The organism is Kitasatospora griseola (assembly GCF_014648555.1).
Taxonomy (GTDB): domain Bacteria; phylum Actinomycetota; class Actinomycetes; order Streptomycetales; family Streptomycetaceae; genus Kitasatospora; species Kitasatospora griseola.
Genome location: NZ_BMRI01000005.1, coordinates 126,129 through 150,472, shown reverse-complemented (window position 1 = coordinate 150,472; position 24,344 = coordinate 126,129). Strand labels below are relative to the sequence as shown.

Sequence of the window (24,344 nt, the reverse complement as noted above, 5' to 3'; positions counted from 1 at the left end):
CGCTCTGACCCGGTCTGTCGCAGGACAGGCTCACGCAGCGGGCCCGCTTCCCTTCGGGGGAGCGGGCCCGCTCGCTTTTCTCCCGGCCGGGTGCAACGCGGGCGGCGGTCCGACGCACTGGAAGGGGTGGAGCCGCCCCGCCGGGGCGGTCCGGGAGAGGGGGAGGGCGCCGGTGGATCCCGACCAGGTGCTGCACGAGTTCGTCGCCGCCCGCCGGACGGCGCTGTTCCGCAGCGCCTACCTGCTGTGCGGCGACCGCGACGAGGCCGACGACCTGGTCCAGACGACGCTGGTCAAGGTGATCCTCGGCCGGCGCCGGCTGCGGCGGATCGACAACCTCGACGCCTACGCCCGGCAGACGCTGCTGAACACCTTCATCGCAGCCCGCCGCCGGTTCTGGCGGCGCGAGCAGGCCTACGGCGAGCTGCCCGAGCCCGCCGCGGCGCACCCCGAGCCCAAGCTCGGCGTCGCGGTGCGGGCCGCCCTGGCCGGGCTCCGGCCCAAGCAGCGGGCGGTGGTGGTGCTCCGCTACTGGGAGGACCTCGACGTCGCGGCCACCGCGGAACTGCTCGGCATGCCGGAGAGCACCGTCCGCAGCCACTCGGCCCGCGGCCTGGCCGCGTTGCGCGCCCTCGTCCCGCAGGACATCGACCAGTTGCAGGGGGACCGGCCATGACCGGGCACGCGCAGATCCGACAGCTTCTGGAGCAGGCCCTGGCAGAGCCGCCCGCCGTCGCGGACGACCGGCCGCTGTTCGCCCGCGCCGCCCGGATCCGCCGCCGGCGCCGCACCGGGCTGGGCCTGGCGGCGGCCGGCCTGCTGGCCGTCGGGGCGATCGTCCCGGGCTGGGGCCCGCCGGACCGGCCGAGCGCCGCGGACCGGCCGGAGCGGCAACAGGCACAGCGGCTGCAGGCGCTGCTGCCGGCCGGCCTCGGCACGGTCGAGCGGGCCGCCCCGGTGCTCGGGCCGGGAGCCGACCACGGCGGTCCACTGGACGGCGTCTACTGGCTCCGCCGGGACGGCCGGCTCGGGGTGATCCGGATCGAGACCGGCCTCGCCAGTTCCCCGTCGCTGAGCTGCACGCCCGAACTGCCCACCGTCGCCGCGCGCTCCTGCACACTCCAGGCGGCGCTGCGGCGGGACGAGCTGACGGTCGACCAGCGGCCGGACCCCGCGGGCCGGGTCGAGCTGGCCTGGGGGAGGAGCGTGGACGCGGTCCTGCTGCTGCCGGGCGGGCGGGCGCTGTTCGTGGACGCGATCAGCGGCTACCTCGGCACCCGGGCGCCCGGCCCGGCGATGGACGCGCCGCCGCTGACCGCCGAACAGTTGCGTGACCTGGTGCGGCGGCCCGAGCTGGTGCCGGTCGGCGACGGCGGGGTGTGAGGAGCGTCGCAGGATCCACTGATTGGCGTCGCGGGCCCGCGTTGTGGCAGGATGTCTGAGTTGCTCGGTTGAGTACCGATGCTGCGCGCCTCCCGTCGGGAGGACTGGAAGCGAGTCCCATGTACTCGTCGTTCCCGTGAATGGCCGTTCATGTTCCCACGTGCTGTGTGTGGGTGCAGTGGTGTGTAAGCGACACCGCGGCAGCTGCGGGGCGAAAGTACGGGAATCTTCCGGGAAGCGTATGCGGGGTATCGGCCCGGCTCACCTCCCCCAGCAGTTCGAAACCGACGGATGTGTTCGCCGGTTTTTTGCAAGCGCGAGTGCGACACGCCCGAGCGCGGGGGTCGGAGGGAGTCGAGTAGCGACGTACGACACAAAGGACTACGGAGTAGCCATGGCGGGACAGAAGATCCGCATCCGGCTCAAGGCCTACGACCACGAGGTCATCGACTCCTCGGCGAAGAAGATCGTCGAGACGGTGATCCGCACTGGTGCGCAGGTCGCGGGCCCGGTGCCGCTGCCCACTGAGAAGAACGTTTACTGCGTCATCCGCTCGCCGCACAAGTACAAGGACTCGCGCGAGCACTTCGAGATGCGCACTCACAAGCGTCTGATCGACATCCTCGACCCCACGCCGAAGACGGTTGACTCGCTGATGCGTCTCGACCTGCCGGCGGGCGTCGACATCGAGATCAAGCTCTGAGAGGCGCACCGAAGATGGCTAAGCAGATGAAGGGCATCCTGGGCGAGAAGCTCGGCATGACCCAGGTCTGGGACGAGAACAACCGGGTTGTCCCGGTGACCGTCGTCAAGGCTGGGCCCAATGTCGTGACCCAGGTCCACACCGCCGACAGCCCGGCCGGCTACGACGCCGTCCAGATCGGCTTCGGCGAGATCGACCCCCGCAAGGTGAACAAGCCCCTCCAGGGCCACTTCGCCAAGGCCGGTGTCACCCCCCGCCGCCACCTGGTCGAGCTGCGTACCTCGGACGCGTCCGAGTACACCCTGGGCCAGGAGATCACCGCTGAGCTGTTCGAGGCGGGTGTCAAGGTCGACGTGACCGGCACCTCCAAGGGCAAGGGCTTCGCCGGTGTCATGAAGCGTCACAACTTCAAGGGCCTCGGCGCCGGTCACGGCACCCAGCGCAAGCACCGTTCGCCCGGCTCCATCGGTGGCTGCGCCACCCCGGGCCGTGTGTTCAAGGGCATGCGCATGGCGGGTCGGATGGGCCACGAGCGCGTGACCACCCAGAACCTGACCGTGCACGCGGTCGACGCGGAGAAGGGTCTGCTGCTCATCAAGGGCGCGATCCCGGGTCCGAACGGCGGCCTCGTCCTCGTCCGCACCGCGGCGAAGGGGCTGTGAAGGATATGAGCACCATTGACATTCTGTCGCCGGCCGGCGACAAGGCCGGCAGCCTTGAGCTGCCCGCCGAGATCTTCGACGCCAAGGTCAGCGTTCCGCTGATGCACCAGGTCGTCGTGGCGCAGCTCGCTGCGGCCCGTCAGGGCACTCACAAGGTCAAGCGTCGTGGCGAGGTCCGTGGTGGCGGCAGGAAGCCGTACCGCCAGAAGGGCACCGGTCGCGCCCGCCAGGGTTCGACCCGCGCGCCGCAGTTCGCCGGTGGTGGCGTCGTGCACGGTCCCGTGCCGCGTGACTACTCGCAGCGGACCCCGAAGAAGATGATCGCCGCCGCCCTGCGCAGCGCGCTCACCGACCGGGCCCGTCACGAGCGCATCCACGTCGTGACCGGCGTGACCGCGACCGAGGCGCCGTCGACCAAGGCCGCCAAGGCCCTGTTCGGCAAGATCTCCGAGCGCAAGAACCTCCTCCTGGTGGTCGAGCGCGAGGACGAGCTGGGCATCCTGTCCGCTCGCAACCTGGCGAACGTGCACATCCTGGACGCCGGCCAGCTGAACACCTACGACGTGCTCGTCTCCGACGATGTGGTCTTCACCCAGGCCGCCTTCGAGCGTTTCGTGGCCGGTCCGGCCGCGTCCGCCAAGGCCGTTGCTGCTGAGGGCGAGCTCGAAGGGACTGCCGCCTGATGAGCGAGATCACCTCCAAGACGTTCACGGACCCCCGTGACGTCCTGATCAAGCCGGTCATCTCGGAGAAGAGCTACTCGCTCCTCGACGAGAACAAGTACACGTTCGTCGTGGCGCCGGGTGCCAACAAGACCCAGATCAAGCAGGCCGTCGAGTCGGTCTTCTCGGTCAAGGTCGAGGCCGTGAACACGCTGAACCGCCAGGGCAAGCGCAAGCGCTCCCGCACCGGTTTCGGCAAGCGCAAGGACACCAAGCGCGCGATCGTGACGCTGGCCGAGGGCAACCGCATCGACATCTTCGGTGGTCCGGTCTCCTGACTTTTCGTCAGAGGCTGCGATCGTCGTAAAGGACGAGGACAGAAATGGGTATCCGCAAGTACAAGCCGACTACGCCGGGCCGTCGTGGCTCCAGCGTGGCCGACTTCGTCGAAATCACGCGGTCCACGCCGGAGAAGTCGCTGGTTCGCCCGCTGCACAGCAAGGGCGGCCGTAACAACGCCGGTCGTGTCACTGCTCGCCACCAGGGTGGCGGTCACAAGCGCGCCTACCGTCTGATCGACTTCCGTCGTCACGACAAGGACGGCGTGCCGGCCAAGGTCGCTCACATCGAGTACGACCCCAACCGCACCGCGCGCATCGCGCTCCTGCACTACGCGGACGGCGAGAAGCGCTACATCATCGCCCCCCGTGGCGTTGCGCAGGGTGACCGGATCGAGAACGGCGCTGGCGCCGACATCAAGCCGGGCAACAACCTGCCGCTCCGCAACATCCCGGTCGGTACCACCATTCACGCGGTGGAGCTCCGTCCCGGCGGTGGCGCCAAGCTGGCCCGTTCCGCGGGTTCCGGCATTCAGCTGCTCGCCCGTGAGGGTCGCATGGCGCACCTGCGCATGCCCTCCGGTGAGATCCGCCTGGTGGACGCGCGCTGCCGCGCGACCGTCGGCGAGGTCGGCAACGCCGAGCAGTCGAACATCAACTGGGGCAAGGCCGGCCGTATGCGCTGGAAGGGCGTCCGCCCGACCGTGCGTGGTGTGGCCATGAACCCGATCGACCACCCGCACGGTGGTGGTGAGGGTAAGACCTCCGGTGGTCGCCACCCGGTCTCGCCGTGGGGCAAGCCCGAGGGCCGCACCCGTCGCCCGAACAAGGCGTCGGACAAGCTCATCGTGCGCCGCCGCAAGACCAACAAGAAGCGCTAGGAGCAGGTCAGATGCCGCGCAGTCTCAAGAAGGGCCCCTTCATCGACGGCCACCTTCAGAAGAAGGTGGACGTGCAGAACGAGGCGGGCACGCAGAACGTCATCAAGACCTGGTCCCGTCGTTCCGTGATCTCCCCGGCCATGCTCGGCCACACGATCGCGGTTCACGATGGCCGCAAGCACGTCCCGGTGTTCGTCACCGAGTCGATGGTCGGCCACAAGCTCGGCGAGTTCGCTCCCACGCGCACCTTCAAGGGGCACGTGAAGGAAGACCGCAAGTCGAAGCGTCGCTAAGCGTCGATTTGAAGCTCCGCTTCGGGGCTTCCGAGCTGTAGCAACCAGAACGACGTAAGTGACTTACTCCATTAAGGGGACAACCATGGAAGCCAGGGCCCAGGCGCGGTACATCCGCGTCACGCCCATGAAGGCCCGCCGCGTGGTGGACCTCATCCGTGGCCTGCCGGCCACGGAGGCCCAGGCGGTCCTGCGTTTCGCTCCGCAGGCTGCCACCGTGCCGGTCGGCAAGGTGCTGAACAGCGCCATCGCCAACGCCGCGCACAACTACAACCACTCCAACGTGGACGACCTCTACATCTCCGAGGCGTACGTTGACGAGGGTCCGACCCTGAAGCGGTTCCGTCCGCGCGCCCAGGGCCGTGCCTACCGGATCCGCAAGCGGACCAGCCACATCACCGTGGTCGTCAGCAGCAAGGAAGGGACCCGGTAATGGGCCAGAAGGTTAACCCGCACGGGTTCCGCCTCGGCATCAGCACGGACTTCAAGTCCCGCTGGTACGCCGACAAGCTGTACAAGGACTACGTCAAGGAAGACGTCGCCATCCGGCGTCTCATGACGCAGGGCATGGAGCGCGCCGGCATCTCGAAGGTTGAGATCGAGCGCACCCGTGACCGGGTCCGCGTGGACATCCACACCGCCCGCCCGGGCATCGTGATCGGTCGCCGTGGCACGGAGGCCGACAAGATCCGCGGCAAGCTGGAGAAGCTGACCGGCAAGCAGGTCCAGCTGAACATCCTCGAGGTCCGCAACCCCGAGATGGACGCCCAGCTCGTTGCGCAGGGCGTCGCGGAGCAGCTGTCCTCCCGCGTCTCCTTCCGTCGCGCCATGCGTAAGAGCATGCAGTCGACCATGAAGGCCGGCGCCAAGGGCATCAAGGTCCAGTGCTCCGGTCGTCTCGGCGGCGCCGAGATGAGCCGTTCGGAGTTCTACCGCGAGGGCCGTGTGCCGCTGCACACCCTGCGCGCGAACGTCGACTACGGCTTCTTCGAGGCCAAGACCACCTTCGGCCGCATCGGCGTGAAGGTCTGGATCTACAAGGGCGACGTCAAGAACATCGCCGAGGTCCGCGCTGAGAACGCCGCTGCCCGCTCCGGCAACCGCCCGGCCCGTCCCGAGGGCGGTCGTCCCGCCCGCGGTGGCGAGCGCGGTGGCCGTGGTGGCGAGCGCGGTGGCCGCGGCCGTCGTCCCGCCGCCGCTGCTTCCGAGGCCCAGGCCCCGGCTGCCGCGGTGGAGGCTCCGGCCGCCGCTGAGAACACCGGAACGGAGGCCTGACCCTCATGCTGATCCCCCGTCGGGTCAAGCACCGCAAGCAGCACCACCCGAAGCGCCGTGGCGCTGCCAAGGGTGGCACCGAGCTGGCGTTCGGCCAGTTCGGCATCCAGGCCGTGACCCCGGCCTACGTGACGAACCGTCAGATCGAGTCCGCTCGTATCGCGATCACCCGTCACATCCGTCGTGGCGGCAAGGTCTGGATCAACATCTACCCGGACCGCCCGCTCACCAAGAAGCCGGCCGAAACCCGCATGGGTTCCGGTAAGGGTTCGCCGGAGTGGTGGATCGCGAACGTGCACCCGGGTCGGGTCATGTTCGAACTGTCGTACCCGAACGAGAAGATTGCCCGCGAGGCGCTCACGCGCGCCGCGCACAAGCTTCCGATGAAGTGCCGGATCGTTCGGCGCGAGGACGGTGAGAGCTGATGTCGGCCGCTACCAAGGCTGCTGAGCTTCGCGAGCTGGACAACGAGGGCCTCGTTGCCAAGCTCCGTGAGGCCAAGGAGGAGCTGTTCAACCTCCGCTTCCAGGCGGCGACCGGGCAGCTCGACAACCACGGACGGCTCCGGCTGGTCCGTAAGGACATCGCGCGGATCTACACCCTGATGCGCGAGCGCGAGCTGGGCATCGAGACGGTGGAGAACGCCTGATGACTGAGAACACCAACGAGACGCGCGGTTTCCGCAAGACCCGCGAGGGTCTCGTCGTCAGCGACAAGATGGACAAGACCGTCGTCGTCGCCGTCGAGGACCGCGTCAAGCACGCGCTGTACGGCAAGGTCATCCGCCGTACCAACAAGCTGAAGGCGCACGACGAGCAGAACGCGTGCGGTGTCGGCGACCGTGTCCTCCTGATGGAGACCCGGCCGCTGTCCGCGACGAAGCGCTGGCGCGTCGTCGAGATCCTCGAGAAGGCCAAGTAACAAGGTTGTTCGCGGTACGGCCGTATGTGCACCGGGCCCCCAGGGGCGCGGGTGTGAGCAGCGGCCGGCCCGTCAACACTTGTTGACGATCAGGAGAATGCTGTGATCCAGCAGGAGTCGCGACTGCGCGTCGCCGACAACACGGGTGCGAAGGAAATTCTCTGCATCCGCGTTCTCGGTGGCTCCGGTCGCCGCTACGCCGGTATCGGCGACGTCATCGTCGCCACCGTCAAGGACGCGATCCCCGGCGGTTCGGTGAAGAAGGGCGACGTCGTGAAGTGCGTCGTCGTTCGCACCGTCAAGGAGCGCCGCCGTCCGGACGGCTCGTACATCCGTTTCGACGAGAACGCCGCTGTCGTTCTCAAGAACACCGATGGCGACCCCCGCGGTACCCGCATCTTCGGCCCGGTGGGCCGCGAGCTGCGCGACAAGAAGTTCATGAAGATCATCTCGCTGGCGCCGGAGGTGCTCTAACCCATGGCGAACAGCATGAAGATCAAGAAGGGTGACCTGGTCCAGGTCATCACCGGCAAGGACAAGGGCAAGCAGGGCAAGGTCATTCAGGCCATGCCGGCTGACAACAAGGTCCTGGTCGAGGGTGTCAACCGGGTCAAGAAGCACACCAAGCCGGGTCCCGGTACCCAGGGTGGCATCGTGACCGTCGAGGCCCCGGTGCACGTCTCCAACGTCCAGCTGGTCGTGGAGAAGGACGGCAAGAAGGTCGTTACCCGCGTCGGCTACCGCTTCGACGACCAGGGCAACAAGATCCGCGTTGCCAAGCGGACGGGTGAGGACATCTGATGTCTGAGACGACTGTTGAGAAGGTGGCCCCCCGCCTCAAGGAGAAGTACCTCTCCGAGGTCAAGGGCCAGCTGCACGAGGAGTTCTCGTACGAGAACGTCATGCTGATCCCCGGCCTGGTCAAGGTCGTGGTCAACATGGGCGTCGGCGAGGCTGCCCGTGACAGCAAGCTGATCGAGGGTGCCATCAAGGACCTGACCGCGATCACCGGTCAGAAGCCGGCCGTCACCAAGGCCCGCAAGTCCATCGCGCAGTTCAAGCTGCGCGAGGGTCAGCCGATCGGTGCCCACGTCACCCTCCGTGGTGACCGCATGTGGGAGTTCGTGGACCGTCTGGTGTCGCTGGCTCTGCCGCGTATCCGTGACTTCCGCGGCCTCTCCCCGAAGCAGTTCGACGGCCGTGGCAACTACACCTTCGGTCTGACCGAGCAGGTCATGTTCCACGAGATCGACCAGGACAAGGTCGACCGTCAGCGCGGTATGGACATCACCGTCGTGACCACCGCTCAGACCGACGATGAGGGCCGGGCGCTGCTGCGCGCTCTGGGCTTCCCGTTCAAGGAGGCGTGAGCCATGGCGAAGAAGGCCCTGATCGCTAAGTCCGAGCGCAAGCCGAAGTTCGGCGTCCGGGCGTACACCCGGTGCCAGCGCTGCGGCCGTCCGCACTCGGTGTACCGCAAGTTCGGCCTGTGCCGTGTGTGCCTCCGTGAGATGGCGCACCGCGGCGAGCTGCCGGGCGTGACCAAGAGCTCCTGGTAATCACTTACCAGCTGTTCTGACCAGCGAAGCAGTGTGCCCGACCCCCGGCTTTTGGGTTCCGGAAGCGGATCCCGTAAGGTTGCGGGGTCGGGCCCCTGCCGCAGCGCCCTGTCCGGGCAGTCTGCGGCTCTCCGAGGAGGGCTCGCGCAACCCAGTCTTACTACGTCGCAGGTCCCCTGCGCTTGTGCCCCTTTCGCACTCTTTGGCGAGTGCGCGGAGGGGGACCTGGTGCGGAGAAACCACGGCGAGAGAGGCCTGAGGCCACCATGACCATGACCGACCCGATCGCAGACATGCTCACTCGTCTGCGTAACGCCAACTCGGCGTACCACGACTCCGTCGTGATGCCGTCGAGCAAGATCAAGGCGCACGTCGCCGAGATCCTGCAGCAGGAGGGTTACATCTCCTCCTACAAGGTTGAGGACCCCACCGAGAACGAGGTCGGCAAGAAGCTGACCATCGAGCTCAAGTTCGGTCCGAACCGTGAGCGCTCCATCGCCGGCATCAAGCGCATCAGCAAGCCGGGTCTGCGTGTTTACGCAAAGTCCACCAACCTGCCGAAGGTGCTCGGCGGCCTGGGCGTGGCGATCATCTCCACGTCCTCCGGCCTCCTGACCGACAAGCAGGCTGCCAAGAAGGGCGTAGGCGGAGAAGTTCTCGCCTACGTCTGGTAATTCGGGAAACGGAGGTACAGCAATGTCGCGCATTGGACGGCTGCCCATCCAGGTTCCCGCTGGTGTGGACGTCACCATCGACGGCCAGACGGTCACGGTGAAGGGCCCCAAGGGCACCCTCACCCACGTCGTCGCCGCGCCGATCGAAATCGGCAAGGGCGAGGACGGCTCTCTGGTCGTCACCCGCCCGAACGACGAGCGTCAGTCGAAGGCCCTGCACGGCCTGTCGCGCACGCTGGTGGCGAACATGATCACCGGCGTGACCGCGGGCTACCGCAAGTCGCTGGAGATCAGCGGTGTCGGCTACCGAGTCACGGCGAAGGGCTCCAACATGGAGTTCGCGCTGGGCTACAGCCACCCGATCCTGGTCGAGGCCCCGGAGGGCATTTCCTTCGTCGTCGATTCGCCCACCAAGTTCCACGTGGACGGCACCGACAAGCAGAAGGTCGGCGAGGTCGCCGCGAAGATCCGCAAGCTGCGCAAGCCCGACCCGTACAAGGCCAAGGGCGTCAAGTACGCGGGCGAGGTCATCCGCCGCAAGGTCGGAAAGAGTGGTAAGTAAGCGATGAGCGTCTCTGTCAAGATCGGCAAGGGCAACGCCTACAAGAACGCCGCCCGCAAGCGCCGCGCCATTCGCGTTCGCAAGCGCGTCGTCGGCACCGAGGTGCGTCCGCGCCTCGTCGTGACGCGTTCGAACCGCCACATGGTCGCCCAGGTCATCGACGACGCCAAGGGTCACACCCTGGCGTCGGCGTCCACCCTCGACGTGTCCATCAAGGGCGCCGAGGGCGACAAGACCGAGCTGGCCAAGAAGGTCGGAAGCCTGGTCGCCGAGCGCGCCAAGGCTGCCGGCGTCGAGTCGGTCGTCTTCGACCGCGCGGGCAACCGGTACGCCGGCCGCATCGCCGCCCTGGCGGACGCGGCTCGCGAGGCCGGGCTCGACTTCTAAGCCGCTCGTCGACTCTGTCGGCGGACGTAAACGAGAGAGGTAATTCCAATGGCTGGACCCCAGCGCCGCGAAGGCGGCGCCGGTCGCGGCACGGGTGGCGAGCGGCGCGACCGTAAGCGTGACGAGCGGGGCGGCGCCCCGGTCGCCGAGAAGACTGCTTACGTCGAGCGCGTCGTCGCGATCAACCGTGTTGCCAAGGTTGTCAAGGGTGGTCGTCGTTTCAGCTTCACCGCGCTGGTCGTGGTGGGCGACGGTGACGGCACCGTGGGTGTCGGTTACGGCAAGGCGAAGGAGGTTCCGGCCGCCATCGCCAAGGGCGTTGAGGAGGCCAAGAAGAACTTCTTCAAGGTCCCCCGTATCCAGGGCACCATCCCGCACCCCATCCAGGGTGAGAAGGCCGCCGGCGTCGTGCTGCTGAAGCCGGCGTCCCCCGGTACCGGTGTTATCGCCGGTGGCCCGGTGCGTGCCGTCCTGGAGTGCGCCGGCGTCCACGACATCCTGTCGAAGTCGCTCGGCTCGGACAACGCGATCAACATCGTGCACGCCACCGTGGCCGCTCTGAAGGGCCTCGTGCGCCCCGAGGAGATCGCCGCCCGCCGTGGCCTGCCCCTGGAGGACGTGGCCCCGGCCGCGCTGCTCCGGGCCCGTGCGGCTGGGGTGAGCGCCTGATGGCTCGCCTGAAGGTCACCCAGACCAAGTCGTACATCGGTAGCAAGCAGAACCACCGTGACACCCTGCGTTCGCTCGGCCTGAAGCGGCTGAACGACACCGTGGTGAAGGAGGACCGCCCGGAGATCCGCGGCATGGTCCACACCGTTCGCCACCTCGTCACGGTCGAGGAGGTGGACTGAAATGGCGGACAACTCCCCCATCAAGATCCACAACCTGCGTCCGGCGCCCGGCGCCAAGACCGACAAGATCCGCGTCGGTCGTGGTGAGGGCTCCAAGGGTAAGACCGCAGGTCGTGGTACCAAGGGCACCAAGGCCCGCTACCAGGTTCCGGAGCGCTTCGAGGGTGGCCAGATGCCCCTCCACATGCGCCTCCCGAAGCTGAAGGGCTTCAAGAACCCGGCCCACAAGCAGTTCCAGGTCGTGAACCTGGACCGCCTGGCCGAGCTCTACCCGAACGGTGGCGAGGTCACCGTTGCCGACCTGGTCGCCAAGGGCGCCGTTCGCAAGAACGAGCTCGTCAAGGTTCTCGGCCAGGGCGAGATCTCGGTCGCGCTGCAGGTGACGGTCGACGCCGTCTCCGGCTCCGCCACCGAGAAGATCACCGCCGCCGGCGGCTCGGTCACCGAGCTGCTGTGACGTCGCTGATCTGACGCACGGACAGAAACCGGGCCCCGCACTCCTCTTGAGAGAGAGGAGTGTGGGGCCCGGTTTCGTTTCCGACTCCGACACGCTTGAACACCTGTGCTCGATTTGTGTGTCAAACCCGGGCAAGCCGTACCCCATGCGTGGGGGAGCGGCAGTGCGCGCTTCTGTCGAGCACCCGGGCACTGTTAGAGTCCGTGAAGTTCCCTTTCCCCACATCAGGACCGACCCTTCCGCCGACGACGCGCGGGAGGCGCAGGAGGCACCGTGCTCAGTGCGTTCGCGCGGGCGTTCCAGACGCCCGACCTGCGCAAGAAGCTGCTGTTCACGCTGGGCATCATGGTGCTGTTCCGGCTGGGCGCACACGTTCCGATGCCCGGGATCAACTTCGAGGCCGTGCACGCGTGCGTGAGCGGTCAGAAGGAAGGTCTGTTCGGGCTGGTCAACCTGTTCAGTGGAAACGCGCTGCTACAGCTGACCATCTTCGCGCTCGGCATCATGCCGTACATCACGGCCAGCATCATCCTGCAGTTGCTCACCGTGGTCATTCCGCGGCTGGAGGCCCTGAAGAAGGAGGGGCAGTCCGGCCAGGCGAAGATCACCCAGTACACCCGTTACCTGACCATCGCGCTCGCGGTGCTGCAGGGCACCGGCATCCTCGCGACCGCGTCCAGCGGCGCGCTGTTCTCCGGTTGCGCGCAGGGCGGGAACATCGTCCCGAACACGTCGATCTTCCGGATCGCCACCATGGTCATCATCATGACCGCCGGCACCACCGTGATCATGTGGCTGGGTGAGCTCATCACCGACCGCGGCATCGGCAACGGCATGTCGATCCTGATCTTCACCTCCATCGCGGCCGGCTTCCCCGGCTCGATGTGGGCCATCAAGGGTTCCGGCAAGCTGCTGGACGGCTGGGGCGAGTTCTCCGCCGTCATCCTGGTCGGCATCATCGTGGTCTGCCTGGTCATCTTCGTCGAGCAGGCCCAGCGCCGGATCCCGGTGCAGTACGCGAAGCGGATGGTCGGCCGGCGGTCGTTCGGCGGCACCTCGACCTACATCCCGCTGAAGGTCAACCAGGCCGGTGTGATCCCGGTCATCTTCGCCTCCTCGCTGCTGTACATCCCGGCGCTGGTGGTGCAGTTGACCAACTCGCAGGCGGGCTGGGCGATCTGGATCAAGAACCACTTCATCAAGGGTGACCACCCGATCTACATGGCCACCTACTTCGTGCTGATCGTGTTCTTCGCGTTCTTCTACGTCGCCATCTCCTTCAACCCCGAAGAAGTTGCCGACAATATGAAGAAGTATGGTGGGTTCATCCCGGGCATCCGGGCCGGCCGACCGACGGCCGAGTACCTGAACTACGTGCTCACCCGCATCACGTGGCCGGGTTCGCTGTACCTGGGCCTGATCGCGTTGATCCCGATGGTCGCCCTCGTCGCCTTCGGGCAGCAGACCAACTTCCCGTTCGGCGGCACCTCCGTGCTCATCGTCGTCGGCGTCGGACTCGAAACTGTGAAGCAGATCGAGAGCCAGCTCCAGCAGCGCAATTACGAAGGGTTCCTCCGCTGATGCGAATCGTCCTCGTCGGACCCCCCGGGGCCGGGAAGGGTACTCAGGCGCACGTTCTGGCCAAGACCCTGTCCATTCCCCACATCTCCACCGGTGACCTCTTCCGTGCCAACATCAGCCAGGGCACCCCGCTGGGCGTCGAGGCGAAGTCCTACATGGACGCCGGGCGCCTGGTGCCGGACGAGGTCACCATCGGGATGGCCAAGGACCGCATGCTCCAGGAGGACGCCGCCAACGGCTTCCTGCTGGACGGCTTCCCGCGCAACCTGGGTCAGGCCGAGGCGCTGGACGCCTTCCTGACCGAGCAGGGCATCGCGCTGGACGGCGTGCTGGACCTTGAGGTCTCCGAGGACGAGGTCGTCAAGCGGATCGCCGGTCGCCGGCTGTGCCGCAAGAACGGCGCCCACGTGTTCCACGTGGTGTACAACCCGCCGAAGACCGAGGGCGTCTGCGACGAGTGCGGCGGCGAGCTGTACCAGCGCTCGGACGACACCGAGGAAGCCGTCCGGGTCCGGCTGGAGGAGTACCACTCCAAGACGGAGCCGATCATCGGCTACTACCAGGAGCAGGGCCTGCTCGTCACCATCCCCGCCCTCGGCAAGGTGGACGAGGTGACCGAGCGCGCGGTCGCCGCCCTGGAGCAGAAGAAGAACGCCTGACCCCAAGGCATCGAGACGGCCGGGTAGCCCCGAAGCGGGCGGCCCGGCCGTCTCGGCGTCGTACGGTGGTAGGCAGTCCGACATCAGAACGTGGAAGGCGTGGACCAGATGGAGATCAAGACCCCCGAGCAGATCGCCAAGATGCGGGCGGCCGGGCTGGTCGTCGCCGAGGCACTGAAGGCCTGCCGCGAGGCGGTCGCCCCGGGGGTGACCACCGGCGAGCTGAACGAGATCGCCGACCAGGTCATCACCAAGCACGGCGCCACGTCCAACTTCCGCGCCGACCACGGCGGCCTGTGGTTCCCGGGCGTGATCTGCGCCTCGGTGAACGAGGAGGTCGTGCACGGCATCCCCGGCGACAAGGCGCTGAAGGCCGGCGACCTGATCTCGATCGACTGCGGCGCGATCCTGGACGGCTGGCACGGCGACGCGGCGATCACCGTCGCGGTCGGCGCGACCGCCGACGAGAACGTGATGCTGTCGAAGGTCACCGAGGGCTCGATGTGGGCCGGCATCGCCCAGATGAAGAAGGGCAACCGCCTGGTCGACGTGTCCCGGGCGATCGAGGGCTTCATCCGTCGCCAGCCGCTGCCCCCGAAGGGCAAGTGGGGCATCACCGAGGGCTACGGCGGCCACGGCATCGGCACCGCCATGCACATGGAGCCGCACGTGCTGAACTACGTGGCGGGCCGGGGCAAGGGCCCGAAGCTGGTGCCCGGCACGGTGCTGGCGATCGAGCCGATGGTCTCGCTGGGCACCCCGCACACCGCGATCCTGGACGACGACTGGACGGTGGTCACCACCGACGGCACCTGGGCCTCGCACTGGGAGCACTCGGTGGCCGTCACCGAGCAGGGTCCGCTGGTGCTGACCGCGTTCGACGGCGGCAAGGCGGAGCTGGCGAAGCTGGGCGTCACCGCGGCGCCGGACCCGCTGGGCTGATCCCTCCGGAGTGACACGCGGGACGGCCGGCGGCTGAGGGACATGTCTCAAACCGGCAGATCGAGGCCTGGGGGTTTTGACCCCCGGGCCTCTTGTCCTATTTTCGTCAGCTGATACCCGTAGCTACTCCAGGAGAGACAGTGCTCAAGGGCTTCCGCGACTTCATGATGCGCGGCAACGTCATCGACATGGCCGTCGGTGTGGTCATCGGTGCCGCGTTCACCGGGGTCGTGACCGGCTTCGTGACCGCGTTCCTCACCCCCGTGCTGGGCGTGGTGGTCGGCGCGGCGGGCGACTTCAGCTCGTACAAGTTCACCGTCGCCGACGTCACCTTCCCGTACGGCCAGTTCCTGAACGTGCTGATCGCGTTCGTGCTGACCGCCGCGGTGCTGTACTTCTGCGTCGTGCTCCCGGTCTCCAAGGCGACCGCCCGGTACCTGCCGAAGAAGCCCGCCACCCCCAAGCGGCCCTGCCCCGAGTGCCTGACCGAGATCCCCCAGGCGGCCCGCCGCTGCTCGTCGTGCACCGCGGTGGTGGAGCCGGTGCTGCCCATCCAGGTGACGGCCAAGGGCTGAGAATTTCGCTCCGGCGTGGTGCTTGGTTTACGATGGTGCGTCGGCTCTCTCGTAGCGTGTTTCGGCACGCCCTCAGCCCAGGGGAGTACTCCCGGGTCGAGGTGAAGCCTGGTTCGCACGAGCGTTCCGCATACGGTAGCCGGACCCGAAGGGTGGATCTCGCAGTTCATGGCTAAGAAGCAAGGCGCCATTGAGATCGAGGGCACCGTGATCGAGTCTCTTCCGAACGCGATGTTCAAGGTCGAGCTGCAGAACGGTCACAAGGTCCTCGCGCACATCAGCGGCAAGATGCGCATGCACTACATCCGCATCCTCCCGGATGACCGGGTCGTGGTGGAGCTCAGCCCCTACGACCTGACCCGCGGCCGGATCGTCTACCGCTACAAGTAACAAAAGCCAGATCTAGACCCCGGAGAACCTGAATCATGAAGGTCAAGCCGAGCGTCAAGAAGATCTGCGACAAGTGCAAGGTGATCCGCCGCCACGGCCGGGTCATGGTGATCTGCGACAACCTGCGCCACAAGCAGCGCCAGGGCTGAGTCACCCCCCAGCATTTCTCGTAGTACCTTCGCGCGACGCGCACCAACGTCATACGCGGGCCGCCCGATCCGTCCGAGCAGGACGGACTGCCACCCCCGGTCAGAGGCCGGGGCTCCCTGTCGAGAGACAGTGAGTAGGCGGCACGTCAGACCTCTGAAGAACCACAGGAGCCTTGAATGGCACGCCTCGCCGGCGTTGATCTCCCCCGCGAAAAGCGGATCGAGATCGCCCTCACCTACGTCTACGGCATCGGCCGTACCCGCGCCCAGCAGACGCTGGCCGAGACCGGTGTGAGCCCGGACGTCCGCGTCCGCGACATCACCGAGGACGACCTCGTCAAGCTGCAGAAGTTCATCGACGCGAACTTCGAGGTCGAGGGTGACCTCCGCCGCGCCGTCGCCGCCGACATCCGCCGCAAGGTCGAGATCGGCTGCTACGAGGGCCTGCGCCACCGCCGTGGCCTGCCGGTCCGCGGCCAGCGCACCCACACCAACGCGCGTACCCGCAAGGGCCCGCGTCGCGCGATCGCCGGTAAGAAGAAGCCGGGCAAGAAGTAGTCCGTCCCGTCAACCGGACATCCCTCCGGCCCGCGGGATAGCGGACCGACCACCTCAGTAGGAGAACAGACTTATGCCCCCCAAGGGTCGTCAGGCTGCCGGCGCGAAGAAGATCCGCCGCAAGGAAAAGAAGAACGTCGCTCACGGGCACGCCCACATCAAGAGCACGTTCAACAACACCATCGTTTCGATCACCGACCCCGCGGGCAACGTGATCTCCTGGGCCTCCGCCGGCCACGTCGGCTTCAAGGGCTCGCGCAAGTCCACCCCGTTCGCCGCGCAGATGGCCGCCGAGGCCGCTGCCCGTCGCGCGCAGGAGCACGGCATGCGCAAGGTCGACGTCTTCGTCAAGGGTCCGGGCTCCGGCCGCGAGACCGCGATCCGTTCGCTCCAGGCCACCGGCCTGGAGGTCGGCTCGATCCAGGACGTCACCCCCACCCCGCACAACGGCTGCCGTCCGCCGAAGCGTCGCCGCGTTTGATCCGGCGCCTTCACAGGCACTGCGGGTAGCGTTTTAAACCTGGTACGGGGTCCCGTTCTGAACGGGACCCCGTACGCTTGAGTTCTATCGGCATCAAATAGTGGGTGCCGAAGACAACTGGAGGATCCAGAACATGCTGATCGCTCAGCGTCCTTCGCTGACCGAAGAGGTTGTCGACGAGTTCCGCTCGCGGTTCGTCATCGAGCCGCTGGAGCCGGGCTTCGGCTACACCCTCGGCAACTCGCTCCGTCGCACGCTCCTCTCCTCGATCCCGGGTGCCGCTGTCACCAGCATCCGCATCGACGGTGTCCTGCACGAGTTCACCACCGTGCCGGGCGTCAAGGAGGACGTCACCGACCTCATCCTGAACATCAAGCAGCTGGTCGTCTCCTCGGAGCACGACGAGCCGGTCGTGATGTACCTGCGCAAGCAGGGCCCGGGTGTGGTCACCGCCGCCGACATCGCGCCCCCGGCCGGTGTCGAGGTGCACAACCCCGAGCTGGTCCTCGCCACGCTGAACGGCAAGGGCAAGCTGGAGATGGAGCTGACCGTCGAGCGCGGTCGCGGCTACGTCTCCGCCGTGCAGAACAAGGCTTCCGGCCAGGAGATCGGCCGCATCCCGGTCGACTCGATCTACAGCCCCGTGCTGAAGGTCACCTACAAGGTCGAGGCCACCCGTGTCGAGCAGCGCACCGACTTCGACAAGCTGATCGTCGACGTCGAGACCAAGCCCGCCATGCGTCCGCGCGACGCGATGGCGTCGGCCGGCAAGACCCTGGTCGAGCTGTTCGGCCTGGCCCGCGAGCTGAACGTCGACGCCGAAGGCATCGACATGGGCCCGTCCCCGACGGACGCCGCCCTGGCCGCGGACCTGGCGCTGCCGATCGAGGAGCTGGAGCTCACCGTCCGCTCCTACAACTGCCTCAAGCGCGAGGGCATCCACACCGTGGGTGAGCTCGTCGCCCGCTCGGAGGCCGACCTGCTCGACATCCGCAACTTCGGTGCGAAGTCGATCGACGAGGTCAAGGCGAAGCTGGCCGGCATGGGCCTGGCCCTCAAGGACAGCCCGCCCGGGTTCGACCCGACCGCTGCCGCCGACGCCTTCGGCGCCGACGACCTGGACGACCAGGGCTACGCGGAGACCGAGCAGTACTGATTTTGGGCACCGGGGGCGGTTCCTCGCGAACCGCCCCCGGCACCATGAAAGTCGTGCGGACACGGTGTCCGTACGCCCGCTGCGGTACCTGGTACGGCCGTAGTCGGAGATTCGAGGAGTAACCATGCCCCGTCCCACCAAGGGTGCCCGCCTCGGCGGCGGTCCGTCCCACGAGCCGCTGCTGCTGGCCGGCCTGGCCCGCGAGCTGTTCCAGTACGGCCGCATCACCACCACCGAGGCCAAGGCTCGTCGCCTGCGCCCGCTGGCGGAGAAGCTGATCACCAAGGCGAAGAAGGGCGACATCCACAACCGTCGCCTGGTGCGCAAGACCATCACCGACGTGTCGGTGCTGCACACCCTCTTCACCGAGATCGCCCCGCGGTTCGAGAACCGCCCCGGCGGTTACACCCGCATCACCAAGATCGGCAGCCGTCGTGGCGACAACGCCCCGATGGCCGTGATCGAGCTGGTCGAGGGCGAGATCGCCACCAAGGCGACCGTCGCCGAGGCCGAGGCCGCTGCCAAGCGCGCCGTCAAGGAGGCCGAGCAGGCCGCCGAGGCCAAGGCCGACGAGGCCGAGACCACCGAGGCCTGAACCTCATAGGTCCGTGACCGGGCCCGCTCTCCCGTGACGGGGGAGCGGGCCCGTTCGCATCTCAGCTGCGAGACAGGGGAGTTGGAGTGGTGAACGACTGCGCGGAGCAGCCGCCGGTGAAGGACGGCCCGGCCGACGGGCACACCCGGATCAGGCTCGATCTGGCGTACCACGGCGCGGAGTTCTCCGGCTGGGCCCGGCAGCGCGGGCGGCGCACCGTGCAGGGCGAGCTGGAGGACGCGCTGCGGATCGTGCTGCGGAGCGAGGACAACTTCCCGCTGACCGTGGCCGGCCGCACCGACGCCGGAGTGCACGCGCGCGGGCAGGTGGCGCACGTCGACCTGCCGGACGAGCTGTGGGCCCAGCACGGCGAGAAGCTGCTGCGCAGGCTGGCCGGGCGGCTGCCGGCGGACGTCCGGGTGTACCGGCTGTCCGAGGCGCCGCACGGGTTCGACGCCCGGTTCGCGGCGATCTGGCGGCGCTACGCGTACCGGGTCGCCGACCACCAGGGCGGTGTCGACCCGATGCTGCGCGGGCACGTGCTCTGGCACGACCGGCCGCTCGACCTGGACCGGATGAACGCGGCCGCCGCGCTCCTGGTGGGCGAGCACGACTTCGCCGCGTACTGCAAGAAGCGCGAGGGCGCCACCACCATCCGCACCCTGCTGGAGGTGCACTGGGACCGGACCCCGATCGACCCGTACGCGGCCCAGGAGGGCTCGCTGGCGGTCGCGACGGTCCGGGCGGACGCGTTCTGCCACAACATGGTGCGTTCGCTGGTCGGCGCGATGCTGCTGGTCGGCGACGGACACCGGCCGGTCGAGTTCCCGGGCGAGGTCCTGGCGGGCGGCGTGCGCAACTCCGCCGTCAACGTGATCCGCCCGCACGGCCTGACGCTGGAGGAGGTCGGCTACCCGGAGGACGCGCTGCTGGCGGAGCGGAACCGGGTCTCGCGGCGGCTTCGTACGTTGGGGGAGCCCGCCGAGGGTGCGGCCGGCTCCGCGCCGGGCGGATCCGACTGAGGGTGCCCGTTCCCCTTCGCGCAGTTCTCCCCCAGCCCTGGCGGGCCGGGAGGTACCCCCACGCGCCCCTGGCGGGGCGCGGGGGTGCGGTCTGCCGGCGGGTGCTCGGGTGGGTGGGTGGGGGCTGCGGGTAATCCGTTTTGTCGCGCAGTGGGGGCTTGGCACAATTCGGTGGCATGGGACATGTCGAGATCTCGCACCTGGAGTACTACCTGCCGGACGGGCGGGTGCTGTTCGACGACGCGTCCTTCCGCGTCGGTGAGGGCGCGGCCGTCGCGCTGGTCGGCGCGAACGGGGCCGGGAAGACCACGCTGCTGCGCATGATCGCGGGGGACGTGCAGCCGCACGGCGGTTCGGTGACGGTGAGCGGCGGGCTGGGCGTGATGCGCCAGTTCGTCGGCACCACCGGCCGGGAGGATACGAAGGACACCCCGGGCGCGCTGGCCGCCGACGCCTCGGTGCGGGACCTGCTGGTCTCCGTCGCGCCGAAGCGGATCGCGGACGCGGCCCGCAAGGTGGACGCCGCCGAGCTGGCGATGATCGCCCAGGACGACGAGAAGTCGCAGATGGCGTACGCGCAGGCGCTCTCCGACTGGGCGGACGCCGGCGGCTACGAGTACGAGGCCGACTGGGACATCTGCACGATGGCCGCGCTGGGCATGCCGTTCGACCGCGCCCAGTGGCGGGGCCTGAACACGCTGTCCGGCGGCGAGCAGAAGCGGCTGGTGCTGGAGGCGCTGCTGCGCGGCCCGGACGAGGTGCTGCTGCTGGACGAGCCGGACAACTACCTGGACGTGCCGGGCAAGCGCTGGCTGGAGGAGGCCATCCGGGCCACCAACAAGACGGTGCTGTACATCTCGCACGACCGGGAGCTGCTCTCCCGTACCGCCGAGAAGATCATCGCGGTGGAGTCCGGTGCGGCCGGTTCCAGCGTGTGGGTGCACGGCGGCGGGTTCGACAACTTCCACGAGGCGCGCAAGGCCCGGTTCGAGCGGTTCGAGGAGCTGCGCCGCCGGTGGGACGAGGAGCACGCCAGGCTGAAGAAGCTGGTGGTGACGCTGCGGCAGGCGGCGGCGGTCAGCCACGAGATGGCGTCCCGGTACGCGGCCGCGCAGACCAGGCTGAAGAAGTTCGAGGACGCGGGCCCGCCGGAGGCGCCGCCGCGCGAGCAGTCCATCAGCATGCGGCTGAAGGGCGGCCGCACCGGTGTGCGGGCGTTCACCATGAAGGGCCTGGAGCTGACCGGGCTGATGCAGCCGTTCGACCTGGAGGTCTACTACGGCGAGCGGGTCGGGGTGCTGGGCTCGAACGGCTCCGGCAAGTCGCACTTCCTGCGGCTGCTGGCGGGCGACGAGTCGGTGAACCACGGCGGCAGCTGGAAGCTCGGCGCCCGGGTGGTGCCGGGGCACTTCCGGCAGACCCACGCCCATCCGGAGCTGCTGGGCCGCACGGTGCGGGCGATCGTCGAGGAGGAGCACGCGCTGTCCCGGGGCGCGGCGATGTCGGCGCTGCGCCGCTACGAGCTGGACCGGCAGGAGGAGCAGAAGTTCGAGTCGCTGTCCGGCGGGCAGCAGGCCCGGCTGATGATCCTGAAGCTGGAGCTGTCGGGTGTGACGGCGCTGCTGCTGGACGAGCCGACCGACAACCTGGACCTGGAGAGCGCGGAGGCGCTGCAGCAGGGCCTGGAGGCGTTCGACGGCACGGTGCTGTGCGTCACCCACGACCGCTGGTTCGCGCGGACCTTCGACCGCTTCCTGGTGTTCGGCTCGGACGGCCGGGTGTACGAGTCGTCGGAGCCGGTCTGGGACGAGGCCCGGGTGGTCCGGGACCGCTGATCCCGGGGCGCCGCCGCCGGGCCGGTTTGGATTCAGCGCCTCCGGCCCGGTATTGTTGGCTGCTGTTGTGCGTATTGGCTCGCTCTATCTCACGTGAGAGGTCGGTACGCCGGAGACACCACAGGCCGAACTCCAGCGGCCAACGCCCGAATTGCGTCCGGGACGGTTGGCTGGAGGCCCCGGGCCCTGTGTGCTCCTGTCAGGACCCACTCACTGAAAAGCGAAGGCTACGACCGTGCGTACGTACAGCCCCAAGCCCGGCGACGTCCAGCGTCAGTGGCACGTCATCGACGCGACCGACGTCGTGCTCGGCCGCCTGGCCTCCCAGGCCGCCAACCTCCTGCGGGGCAAGCACAAGGCGATCTACGCGCCGCACGTTGACACTGGTGACTTCGTCATCATCATCAACGCCGACAAGGTGCACCTCTCGGGCAACAAGAAGACCCAGAAGCTCGCCTACCGTCACAGCGGCTTCCCGGGCGGTCTCCGTTCGGTCCGTTACGACGACCTGCTGGCGAACAACCCGGAGAAGGCCGTCGAGAAGGCCATCAAGGGCATGGTTCCGAAGAACAGCCTCGGCCGCCAGATGCTCTCGAAGCTGAAGGTCTACTCGGGCGACCAGCACCCGCACGCTGCGCAGCAGCCGGTGCCGTTCGAGATCTCCCAGGTCGCGCAGTAATTCCGGCCACCCACACCCCAACTGACGTAGAAGAGCTGAGGAACACCGTGGCCGAGACTGCCATCGAGAGCACCCTCGAGGTCGAATTCGACGACGAGAACGTCGACGAGTACACCTCCGAGTCCGAGTACACCACCGAGTCGCTGGCCGGCCGCTTCGGCGAGGCCGTCCCCGGCGCCGGTCTCGGCCGCCGCAAGGAGGCGATCGCCCGCGTGCGCATCGTCCCCGGCACCGGCCAGTGGAAGATCAACGGTCGCACCCTGGAGAACTACTTCCCCAACAAGGTGCACCAGCAGACCGTGAACGAGCCCTTCAAGCTCCTGGAGCTGGACGGCCGTTACGACATCGTCGCCCGCATCTCGGGTGGCGGCGTCTCCGGTCAGGCCTACGCGCTGCGCCTCGGCGTCGCCCGTGCGCTGAACGAGGCGGACGTGGACAACAACCGCGGCCCGCTCAAGAAGGCCGGCTTCCTGACCCGTGACGCCCGCGCCGTCGAGCGCAAGAAGGCCGGTCTGAAGAAGGCCCGCAAGGCGCCGCAGTACAGCAAGCGCTAATCGCACCCTGCATGCGATCCTCGCCCCGGAGCACACTTCGTGCTCCGGGGCGTTGTGCCTCCCGGACTCGTGCGGGGTCCGCGGGGGCTGGTACCAACCGAGCCGACAGGCGCTGACAGGACGGGACGAACGCGAACATGGCACGACTCTTCGGTACGGACGGGGTACGCGGGGTGGCCAATGTCGGCCTGACCGCGGAGCTGGCGCTCGGCCTGTCAGTGGCCGCCGCCCATGTGCTCGGGGACGCGAACGCGTTCGAGGGGCACCGGCCGGTCGCCGTGGTCGGCCGTGACCCCCGCGCGTCCGGAGAGTTCCTGGAGGCCGCGGTGATCGCCGGCCTGGCCAGTGCCGGCGTGGACGTGCTGCGGGTCGGCGTGCTGCCGACCCCGGCGGTGGCGTACCTGACCGGCGCGCTCGGCGCGGACTTCGGCGTGATGCTGTCCGCCAGCCACAACGCGATGCCCGACAACGGCATCAAGTTCCTCGCCCGCGGCGGCCACAAGCTGGACGACGCGATCGAGGACGCGATCGAGGCGCACTACCGCCGCTACGGCGTCGGCGACGAGACCTGGGAGCGGCCGACCGGCGCCGCGGTGGGTCGGGTCCGCCAGTACAACGAGGGCTTCGACCGGTACGTGGCGCACCTGGTCGCGGTGCTGCCGAACCGGCTGGACGGCGTGAAGGTCGTCATCGACGGCGCGCACGGCGCGGCCGCCCGGGTCGCCCCGGAGGCGTTCGCCCGGGCCGGCGCCGAGGTGGTGTACACCCTGGGCACCGAGCCGACCGGCCTGAACATCAACGACGGCGTCGGCTCCACCCACTTGGACAAGCTGCGCGCCGCGATGCTGGAGCACAAGGCCGACCTGGGCATCGCCCTGGACGGCGACGCGGACCGCTGCCTGGCCGCCGACGCCGAGGGCAACGAGGTGGACGGCGACCAGATCCTCGCGATCCTCGCGGTCGCCATGAAGGAAGCGGGCACGCTGCGCCGCAACACCGCGGTGGCCACCGTGATGTCCAACCTGGGCTTCAAGCTGGCGATGGAGCGCGAGGGCGTCGAGCTGGTGCAGACCGCGGTCGGCGACCGGTACGTGCTGGAGGAGATGAAGCAGCACGGCTTCGCGCTCGGCGGCGAGCAGTCCGGCCACGTGATCCTGCTCGACCACGCCACCACCGGCGACGGAACCCTGACGGGTCTGATGCTCGGCGCCCGGCTGGCCGCCACCAAGCAGCCGCTGGCCGACCTCGCCACCGTGATGACCCGGCTGCCGCAGGTGCTGATCAACGTCAAGGGCGTGGACAAGGACCGGGTCGAGTCCTGTGTCGAACTGCAGGCGGCGGTCTCGGCGGCCGAGGCCGAGCTCGGCACCACCGGGCGGGTGCTGCTGCGCAAGTCGGGCACCGAGCCGCTGGTCCGGGTGATGGTCGAGGCGGTCGGCCACGACCAGGCCCTGGAGGTCTGCGAGCGCCTCGCCGAATCGGTTCGCCTGCACCTGGGCTGACGGCGGGTCGGCGCAGCGGGCCCGGCGGGGGAGCCGGGCGCCGCGCCGCCCCCGGACC

The 24,344-nt window shown here is 68.3% G+C and carries 38 protein-coding genes; all 38 read left to right on the top strand.

Annotated features, from left to right (window positions below; translation table 11 throughout):
• The first annotated feature begins 172 nt into the window (after positions 1-172).
• The 38 genes from IEZ12_RS08560 to glmM all read left to right on the top strand — a co-directional run bounded on the left by IEZ12_RS08560 (position 173) and on the right by glmM (position 24,286).
• Positions 173-676, top strand: coding sequence for a SigE family RNA polymerase sigma factor (locus IEZ12_RS08560; RefSeq protein ID WP_189271480.1), 504 nt, complete (start codon positions 173-175; stop codon positions 674-676).
• A complete protein-coding gene (locus IEZ12_RS08555; protein WP_189271479.1) occupies positions 673-1,383 on the top strand; it encodes a hypothetical protein in 711 nt (236 codons plus the stop codon). The genes IEZ12_RS08560 and IEZ12_RS08555 overlap by 4 nt, the downstream gene beginning before the upstream one ends.
• Before the next feature lie 394 nt (positions 1,384-1,777).
• Positions 1,778-2,086 carry a 30S ribosomal protein S10 gene (gene rpsJ / locus IEZ12_RS08550; protein WP_012785157.1) on the top strand — a complete coding sequence of 103 codons (309 nt, stop codon included), beginning with the start codon at positions 1,778-1,780 and terminating at the stop codon, positions 2,084-2,086.
• Positions 2,087-2,100: 14 nt separating this feature from the next.
• Positions 2,101-2,748: a 50S ribosomal protein L3 gene (gene rplC, locus IEZ12_RS08545; protein WP_100587175.1), complete on the top strand. Its 648-nt coding sequence runs from the start codon at positions 2,101-2,103 to the stop codon at positions 2,746-2,748.
• Between the two features lie 5 nt (positions 2,749-2,753).
• Complete coding sequence (rplD, locus tag IEZ12_RS08540; RefSeq protein WP_100587176.1) at positions 2,754-3,431, top strand: 50S ribosomal protein L4; 678 nt, start codon at positions 2,754-2,756, stop codon at positions 3,429-3,431.
• Positions 3,431-3,748, top strand: coding sequence for a 50S ribosomal protein L23 (gene rplW / locus IEZ12_RS08535; protein ID WP_043914590.1), 318 nt, complete (start codon positions 3,431-3,433; stop codon positions 3,746-3,748). The genes rplD and rplW overlap by 1 nt, the downstream gene beginning before the upstream one ends.
• Positions 3,749-3,792: 44 nt before the next feature.
• Positions 3,793-4,629, top strand: coding sequence for a 50S ribosomal protein L2 (rplB, locus tag IEZ12_RS08530; protein ID WP_043914588.1), 837 nt, complete (start codon positions 3,793-3,795; stop codon positions 4,627-4,629).
• Between the two features lie 11 nt (positions 4,630-4,640).
• Entirely contained in the window at positions 4,641-4,922 is a 282-nt protein-coding gene (gene rpsS / locus IEZ12_RS08525; protein ID WP_043914586.1) for a 30S ribosomal protein S19, read from the top strand.
• An 85-nt stretch (positions 4,923-5,007) separates the two neighbouring features.
• Positions 5,008-5,355: a 50S ribosomal protein L22 gene (gene rplV / locus IEZ12_RS08520; RefSeq protein WP_014136282.1), complete on the top strand. Its 348-nt coding sequence runs from the start codon at positions 5,008-5,010 to the stop codon at positions 5,353-5,355.
• A complete protein-coding gene (gene rpsC / locus IEZ12_RS08515; RefSeq protein ID WP_100587178.1) occupies positions 5,355-6,197 on the top strand; it encodes a 30S ribosomal protein S3 in 843 nt (280 codons plus the stop codon). Before rplV ends, rpsC begins: the two co-directional genes overlap by 1 nt.
• Positions 6,198-6,202: 5 nt before the next feature.
• On the top strand, positions 6,203-6,622 hold the full coding sequence (rplP, locus tag IEZ12_RS08510; RefSeq protein WP_030457415.1) for a 50S ribosomal protein L16: 420 nt from the start codon (positions 6,203-6,205) through the stop codon (positions 6,620-6,622).
• Positions 6,622-6,846, top strand: coding sequence for a 50S ribosomal protein L29 (gene rpmC, locus IEZ12_RS08505; protein ID WP_014136279.1), 225 nt, complete (start codon positions 6,622-6,624; stop codon positions 6,844-6,846). The genes rplP and rpmC overlap by 1 nt, the downstream gene beginning before the upstream one ends.
• Entirely contained in the window at positions 6,846-7,118 is a 273-nt protein-coding gene (gene rpsQ / locus IEZ12_RS08500; RefSeq protein WP_014136278.1) for a 30S ribosomal protein S17, read from the top strand. Before rpmC ends, rpsQ begins: the two co-directional genes overlap by 1 nt.
• Before the next feature lie 102 nt (positions 7,119-7,220).
• Complete coding sequence (gene rplN, locus IEZ12_RS08495) at positions 7,221-7,592, top strand: 50S ribosomal protein L14 (RefSeq protein WP_030300391.1); 372 nt, start codon at positions 7,221-7,223, stop codon at positions 7,590-7,592.
• Positions 7,593-7,607: 15 nt separating this feature from the next.
• Positions 7,608-7,919: a 50S ribosomal protein L24 gene (rplX, locus tag IEZ12_RS08490; protein WP_035872243.1), complete on the top strand. Its 312-nt coding sequence runs from the start codon at positions 7,608-7,610 to the stop codon at positions 7,917-7,919.
• The gene (gene rplE / locus IEZ12_RS08485) at positions 7,919-8,488 is read left to right on the top strand and encodes a 50S ribosomal protein L5 (protein ID WP_073807936.1); all 570 of its coding nucleotides are present in this window, start codon (positions 7,919-7,921) and stop codon (positions 8,486-8,488) included. The genes rplX and rplE overlap by 1 nt, the downstream gene beginning before the upstream one ends.
• Before the next feature lie 3 nt (positions 8,489-8,491).
• Positions 8,492-8,677 carry a type Z 30S ribosomal protein S14 gene (locus IEZ12_RS08480; RefSeq protein WP_008747480.1) on the top strand — a complete coding sequence of 62 codons (186 nt, stop codon included), beginning with the start codon at positions 8,492-8,494 and terminating at the stop codon, positions 8,675-8,677.
• Between the two features lie 266 nt (positions 8,678-8,943).
• Positions 8,944-9,351 carry a 30S ribosomal protein S8 gene (rpsH, locus tag IEZ12_RS08475; RefSeq protein WP_043914570.1) on the top strand — a complete coding sequence of 136 codons (408 nt, stop codon included), beginning with the start codon at positions 8,944-8,946 and terminating at the stop codon, positions 9,349-9,351.
• A gap of 22 nt (positions 9,352-9,373) precedes the next feature.
• Complete coding sequence (gene rplF, locus IEZ12_RS08470; RefSeq protein WP_100587179.1) at positions 9,374-9,913, top strand: 50S ribosomal protein L6; 540 nt, start codon at positions 9,374-9,376, stop codon at positions 9,911-9,913.
• Between the two features lie 3 nt (positions 9,914-9,916).
• A complete protein-coding gene (gene rplR / locus IEZ12_RS08465; protein ID WP_073807939.1) occupies positions 9,917-10,300 on the top strand; it encodes a 50S ribosomal protein L18 in 384 nt (127 codons plus the stop codon).
• Between the two features lie 48 nt (positions 10,301-10,348).
• Positions 10,349-10,969 (top strand): 30S ribosomal protein S5, encoded by a 621-nt coding sequence (gene rpsE / locus IEZ12_RS08460; protein WP_043914567.1) that lies wholly within the window; start codon positions 10,349-10,351, stop codon positions 10,967-10,969.
• Positions 10,969-11,151 carry a 50S ribosomal protein L30 gene (gene rpmD, locus IEZ12_RS08455; protein ID WP_014136270.1) on the top strand — a complete coding sequence of 61 codons (183 nt, stop codon included), beginning with the start codon at positions 10,969-10,971 and terminating at the stop codon, positions 11,149-11,151. Before rpsE ends, rpmD begins: the two co-directional genes overlap by 1 nt.
• A 1-nt stretch (position 11,152) precedes the next feature.
• On the top strand, positions 11,153-11,608 hold the full coding sequence (rplO, locus tag IEZ12_RS08450; RefSeq protein ID WP_043914565.1) for a 50S ribosomal protein L15: 456 nt from the start codon (positions 11,153-11,155) through the stop codon (positions 11,606-11,608).
• 273 nt (positions 11,609-11,881) lie between these two features.
• Complete coding sequence (secY, locus tag IEZ12_RS08445) at positions 11,882-13,189, top strand: preprotein translocase subunit SecY (protein WP_043914563.1); 1,308 nt, start codon at positions 11,882-11,884, stop codon at positions 13,187-13,189.
• The gene (locus IEZ12_RS08440) at positions 13,189-13,848 is read left to right on the top strand and encodes an adenylate kinase (RefSeq protein WP_043914561.1); all 660 of its coding nucleotides are present in this window, start codon (positions 13,189-13,191) and stop codon (positions 13,846-13,848) included. The genes secY and IEZ12_RS08440 overlap by 1 nt, the downstream gene beginning before the upstream one ends.
• 108 nt (positions 13,849-13,956) lie before the next feature.
• Positions 13,957-14,790: a type I methionyl aminopeptidase gene (gene map / locus IEZ12_RS08435; protein ID WP_100587338.1), complete on the top strand. Its 834-nt coding sequence runs from the start codon at positions 13,957-13,959 to the stop codon at positions 14,788-14,790.
• 140 nt (positions 14,791-14,930) lie between these two features.
• Positions 14,931-15,365 (top strand): large conductance mechanosensitive channel protein MscL, encoded by a 435-nt coding sequence (mscL, locus tag IEZ12_RS08430; protein WP_189271478.1) that lies wholly within the window; start codon positions 14,931-14,933, stop codon positions 15,363-15,365.
• Between the two features lie 168 nt (positions 15,366-15,533).
• On the top strand, positions 15,534-15,755 hold the full coding sequence (gene infA / locus IEZ12_RS08425) for a translation initiation factor IF-1 (protein ID WP_003956442.1): 222 nt from the start codon (positions 15,534-15,536) through the stop codon (positions 15,753-15,755).
• A gap of 35 nt (positions 15,756-15,790) precedes the next feature.
• Positions 15,791-15,904, top strand: a complete 114-nt coding sequence (gene rpmJ, locus IEZ12_RS08420; protein WP_003956441.1) for a 50S ribosomal protein L36 — start codon at positions 15,791-15,793, stop codon at positions 15,902-15,904.
• A gap of 177 nt (positions 15,905-16,081) precedes the next feature.
• The gene (rpsM, locus tag IEZ12_RS08415) at positions 16,082-16,462 is read left to right on the top strand and encodes a 30S ribosomal protein S13 (RefSeq protein WP_035863501.1); all 381 of its coding nucleotides are present in this window, start codon (positions 16,082-16,084) and stop codon (positions 16,460-16,462) included.
• 73 nt (positions 16,463-16,535) lie between these two features.
• Positions 16,536-16,943, top strand: a complete 408-nt coding sequence (rpsK, locus tag IEZ12_RS08410; protein ID WP_030232513.1) for a 30S ribosomal protein S11 — start codon at positions 16,536-16,538, stop codon at positions 16,941-16,943.
• A 133-nt stretch (positions 16,944-17,076) separates the two neighbouring features.
• Positions 17,077-18,099 (top strand): DNA-directed RNA polymerase subunit alpha, encoded by a 1,023-nt coding sequence (locus IEZ12_RS08405; protein ID WP_030457404.1) that lies wholly within the window; start codon positions 17,077-17,079, stop codon positions 18,097-18,099.
• 124 nt (positions 18,100-18,223) lie between these two features.
• Positions 18,224-18,694, top strand: coding sequence for a 50S ribosomal protein L17 (rplQ, locus tag IEZ12_RS08400; protein WP_035863499.1), 471 nt, complete (start codon positions 18,224-18,226; stop codon positions 18,692-18,694).
• 86 nt (positions 18,695-18,780) lie between these two features.
• Positions 18,781-19,716 (top strand): tRNA pseudouridine(38-40) synthase TruA, encoded by a 936-nt coding sequence (gene truA / locus IEZ12_RS08395; protein WP_189271477.1) that lies wholly within the window; start codon positions 18,781-18,783, stop codon positions 19,714-19,716.
• 176 nt (positions 19,717-19,892) lie between these two features.
• On the top strand, positions 19,893-21,551 hold the full coding sequence (locus IEZ12_RS08390) for an ABC-F family ATP-binding cassette domain-containing protein (protein WP_189271476.1): 1,659 nt from the start codon (positions 19,893-19,895) through the stop codon (positions 21,549-21,551).
• Between the two features lie 235 nt (positions 21,552-21,786).
• Positions 21,787-22,230, top strand: a complete 444-nt coding sequence (gene rplM / locus IEZ12_RS08385) for a 50S ribosomal protein L13 (protein WP_035863497.1) — start codon at positions 21,787-21,789, stop codon at positions 22,228-22,230.
• 47 nt (positions 22,231-22,277) lie between these two features.
• Complete coding sequence (gene rpsI / locus IEZ12_RS08380) at positions 22,278-22,784, top strand: 30S ribosomal protein S9 (protein ID WP_043914527.1); 507 nt, start codon at positions 22,278-22,280, stop codon at positions 22,782-22,784.
• Positions 22,785-22,921: 137 nt separating this feature from the next.
• Positions 22,922-24,286 carry a phosphoglucosamine mutase gene (gene glmM / locus IEZ12_RS08375; protein ID WP_189271475.1) on the top strand — a complete coding sequence of 455 codons (1,365 nt, stop codon included), beginning with the start codon at positions 22,922-22,924 and terminating at the stop codon, positions 24,284-24,286.
• Positions 24,287-24,344: the final 58 nt, after the last annotated feature.

Bases quoted from the DNA above. Each gene is read 5' to 3' on its own strand.
- rplQ (WP_035863499.1), top strand. From the start codon at position 18,224: ATGCCCCGTCCCACCAAGGGTGCCCGCCTCGGCGGCGGTCCGTCCCAC.
- rplB (WP_043914588.1), top strand. From the start codon at position 3,793: ATGGGTATCCGCAAGTACAAGCCGACTACGCCGGGCCGTCGTGGCTCC.
- rplX (WP_035872243.1), top strand. From the start codon at position 7,608: ATGAAGATCAAGAAGGGTGACCTGGTCCAGGTCATCACCGGCAAGGAC.
- rpsC (WP_100587178.1), top strand. From the start codon at position 5,355: ATGGGCCAGAAGGTTAACCCGCACGGGTTCCGCCTCGGCATCAGCACG.
- IEZ12_RS08440 (WP_043914561.1), top strand. From the start codon at position 13,189: ATGCGAATCGTCCTCGTCGGACCCCCCGGGGCCGGGAAGGGTACTCAG.
- IEZ12_RS08555 (WP_189271479.1), top strand. From the start codon at position 673: ATGACCGGGCACGCGCAGATCCGACAGCTTCTGGAGCAGGCCCTGGCA.
- rplF (WP_100587179.1), top strand. From the start codon at position 9,374: ATGTCGCGCATTGGACGGCTGCCCATCCAGGTTCCCGCTGGTGTGGAC.
- IEZ12_RS08390 (WP_189271476.1), top strand. From the start codon at position 19,893: ATGGGACATGTCGAGATCTCGCACCTGGAGTACTACCTGCCGGACGGG.
- map (WP_100587338.1), top strand. From the start codon at position 13,957: ATGGAGATCAAGACCCCCGAGCAGATCGCCAAGATGCGGGCGGCCGGG.
- IEZ12_RS08405 (WP_030457404.1), top strand. From the start codon at position 17,077: ATGCTGATCGCTCAGCGTCCTTCGCTGACCGAAGAGGTTGTCGACGAG.
- rpmC (WP_014136279.1), top strand. From the start codon at position 6,622: ATGTCGGCCGCTACCAAGGCTGCTGAGCTTCGCGAGCTGGACAACGAG.
- rplR (WP_073807939.1), top strand. From the start codon at position 9,917: ATGAGCGTCTCTGTCAAGATCGGCAAGGGCAACGCCTACAAGAACGCC.
- rplP (WP_030457415.1), top strand. From the start codon at position 6,203: ATGCTGATCCCCCGTCGGGTCAAGCACCGCAAGCAGCACCACCCGAAG.
- rplW (WP_043914590.1), top strand. From the start codon at position 3,431: ATGAGCGAGATCACCTCCAAGACGTTCACGGACCCCCGTGACGTCCTG.
- rpsQ (WP_014136278.1), top strand. From the start codon at position 6,846: ATGACTGAGAACACCAACGAGACGCGCGGTTTCCGCAAGACCCGCGAG.
- rpsM (WP_035863501.1), top strand. From the start codon at position 16,082: ATGGCACGCCTCGCCGGCGTTGATCTCCCCCGCGAAAAGCGGATCGAG.
- glmM (WP_189271475.1), top strand. From the start codon at position 22,922: ATGGCACGACTCTTCGGTACGGACGGGGTACGCGGGGTGGCCAATGTC.
- rpsK (WP_030232513.1), top strand. From the start codon at position 16,536: ATGCCCCCCAAGGGTCGTCAGGCTGCCGGCGCGAAGAAGATCCGCCGC.
- rplO (WP_043914565.1), top strand. From the start codon at position 11,153: ATGGCGGACAACTCCCCCATCAAGATCCACAACCTGCGTCCGGCGCCC.
- rpsH (WP_043914570.1), top strand. From the start codon at position 8,944: ATGACCATGACCGACCCGATCGCAGACATGCTCACTCGTCTGCGTAAC.
- rpsS (WP_043914586.1), top strand. From the start codon at position 4,641: ATGCCGCGCAGTCTCAAGAAGGGCCCCTTCATCGACGGCCACCTTCAG.
- rplD (WP_100587176.1), top strand. From the start codon at position 2,754: ATGAGCACCATTGACATTCTGTCGCCGGCCGGCGACAAGGCCGGCAGC.
- rpmJ (WP_003956441.1), top strand. From the start codon at position 15,791: ATGAAGGTCAAGCCGAGCGTCAAGAAGATCTGCGACAAGTGCAAGGTG.
- IEZ12_RS08480 (WP_008747480.1), top strand. From the start codon at position 8,492: ATGGCGAAGAAGGCCCTGATCGCTAAGTCCGAGCGCAAGCCGAAGTTC.
- rpsE (WP_043914567.1), top strand. From the start codon at position 10,349: ATGGCTGGACCCCAGCGCCGCGAAGGCGGCGCCGGTCGCGGCACGGGT.
- rplE (WP_073807936.1), top strand. From the start codon at position 7,919: ATGTCTGAGACGACTGTTGAGAAGGTGGCCCCCCGCCTCAAGGAGAAG.
- rpsJ (WP_012785157.1), top strand. From the start codon at position 1,778: ATGGCGGGACAGAAGATCCGCATCCGGCTCAAGGCCTACGACCACGAG.
- rplC (WP_100587175.1), top strand. From the start codon at position 2,101: ATGGCTAAGCAGATGAAGGGCATCCTGGGCGAGAAGCTCGGCATGACC.
- infA (WP_003956442.1), top strand. From the start codon at position 15,534: ATGGCTAAGAAGCAAGGCGCCATTGAGATCGAGGGCACCGTGATCGAG.
- rpmD (WP_014136270.1), top strand. From the start codon at position 10,969: ATGGCTCGCCTGAAGGTCACCCAGACCAAGTCGTACATCGGTAGCAAG.
- rplV (WP_014136282.1), top strand. From the start codon at position 5,008: ATGGAAGCCAGGGCCCAGGCGCGGTACATCCGCGTCACGCCCATGAAG.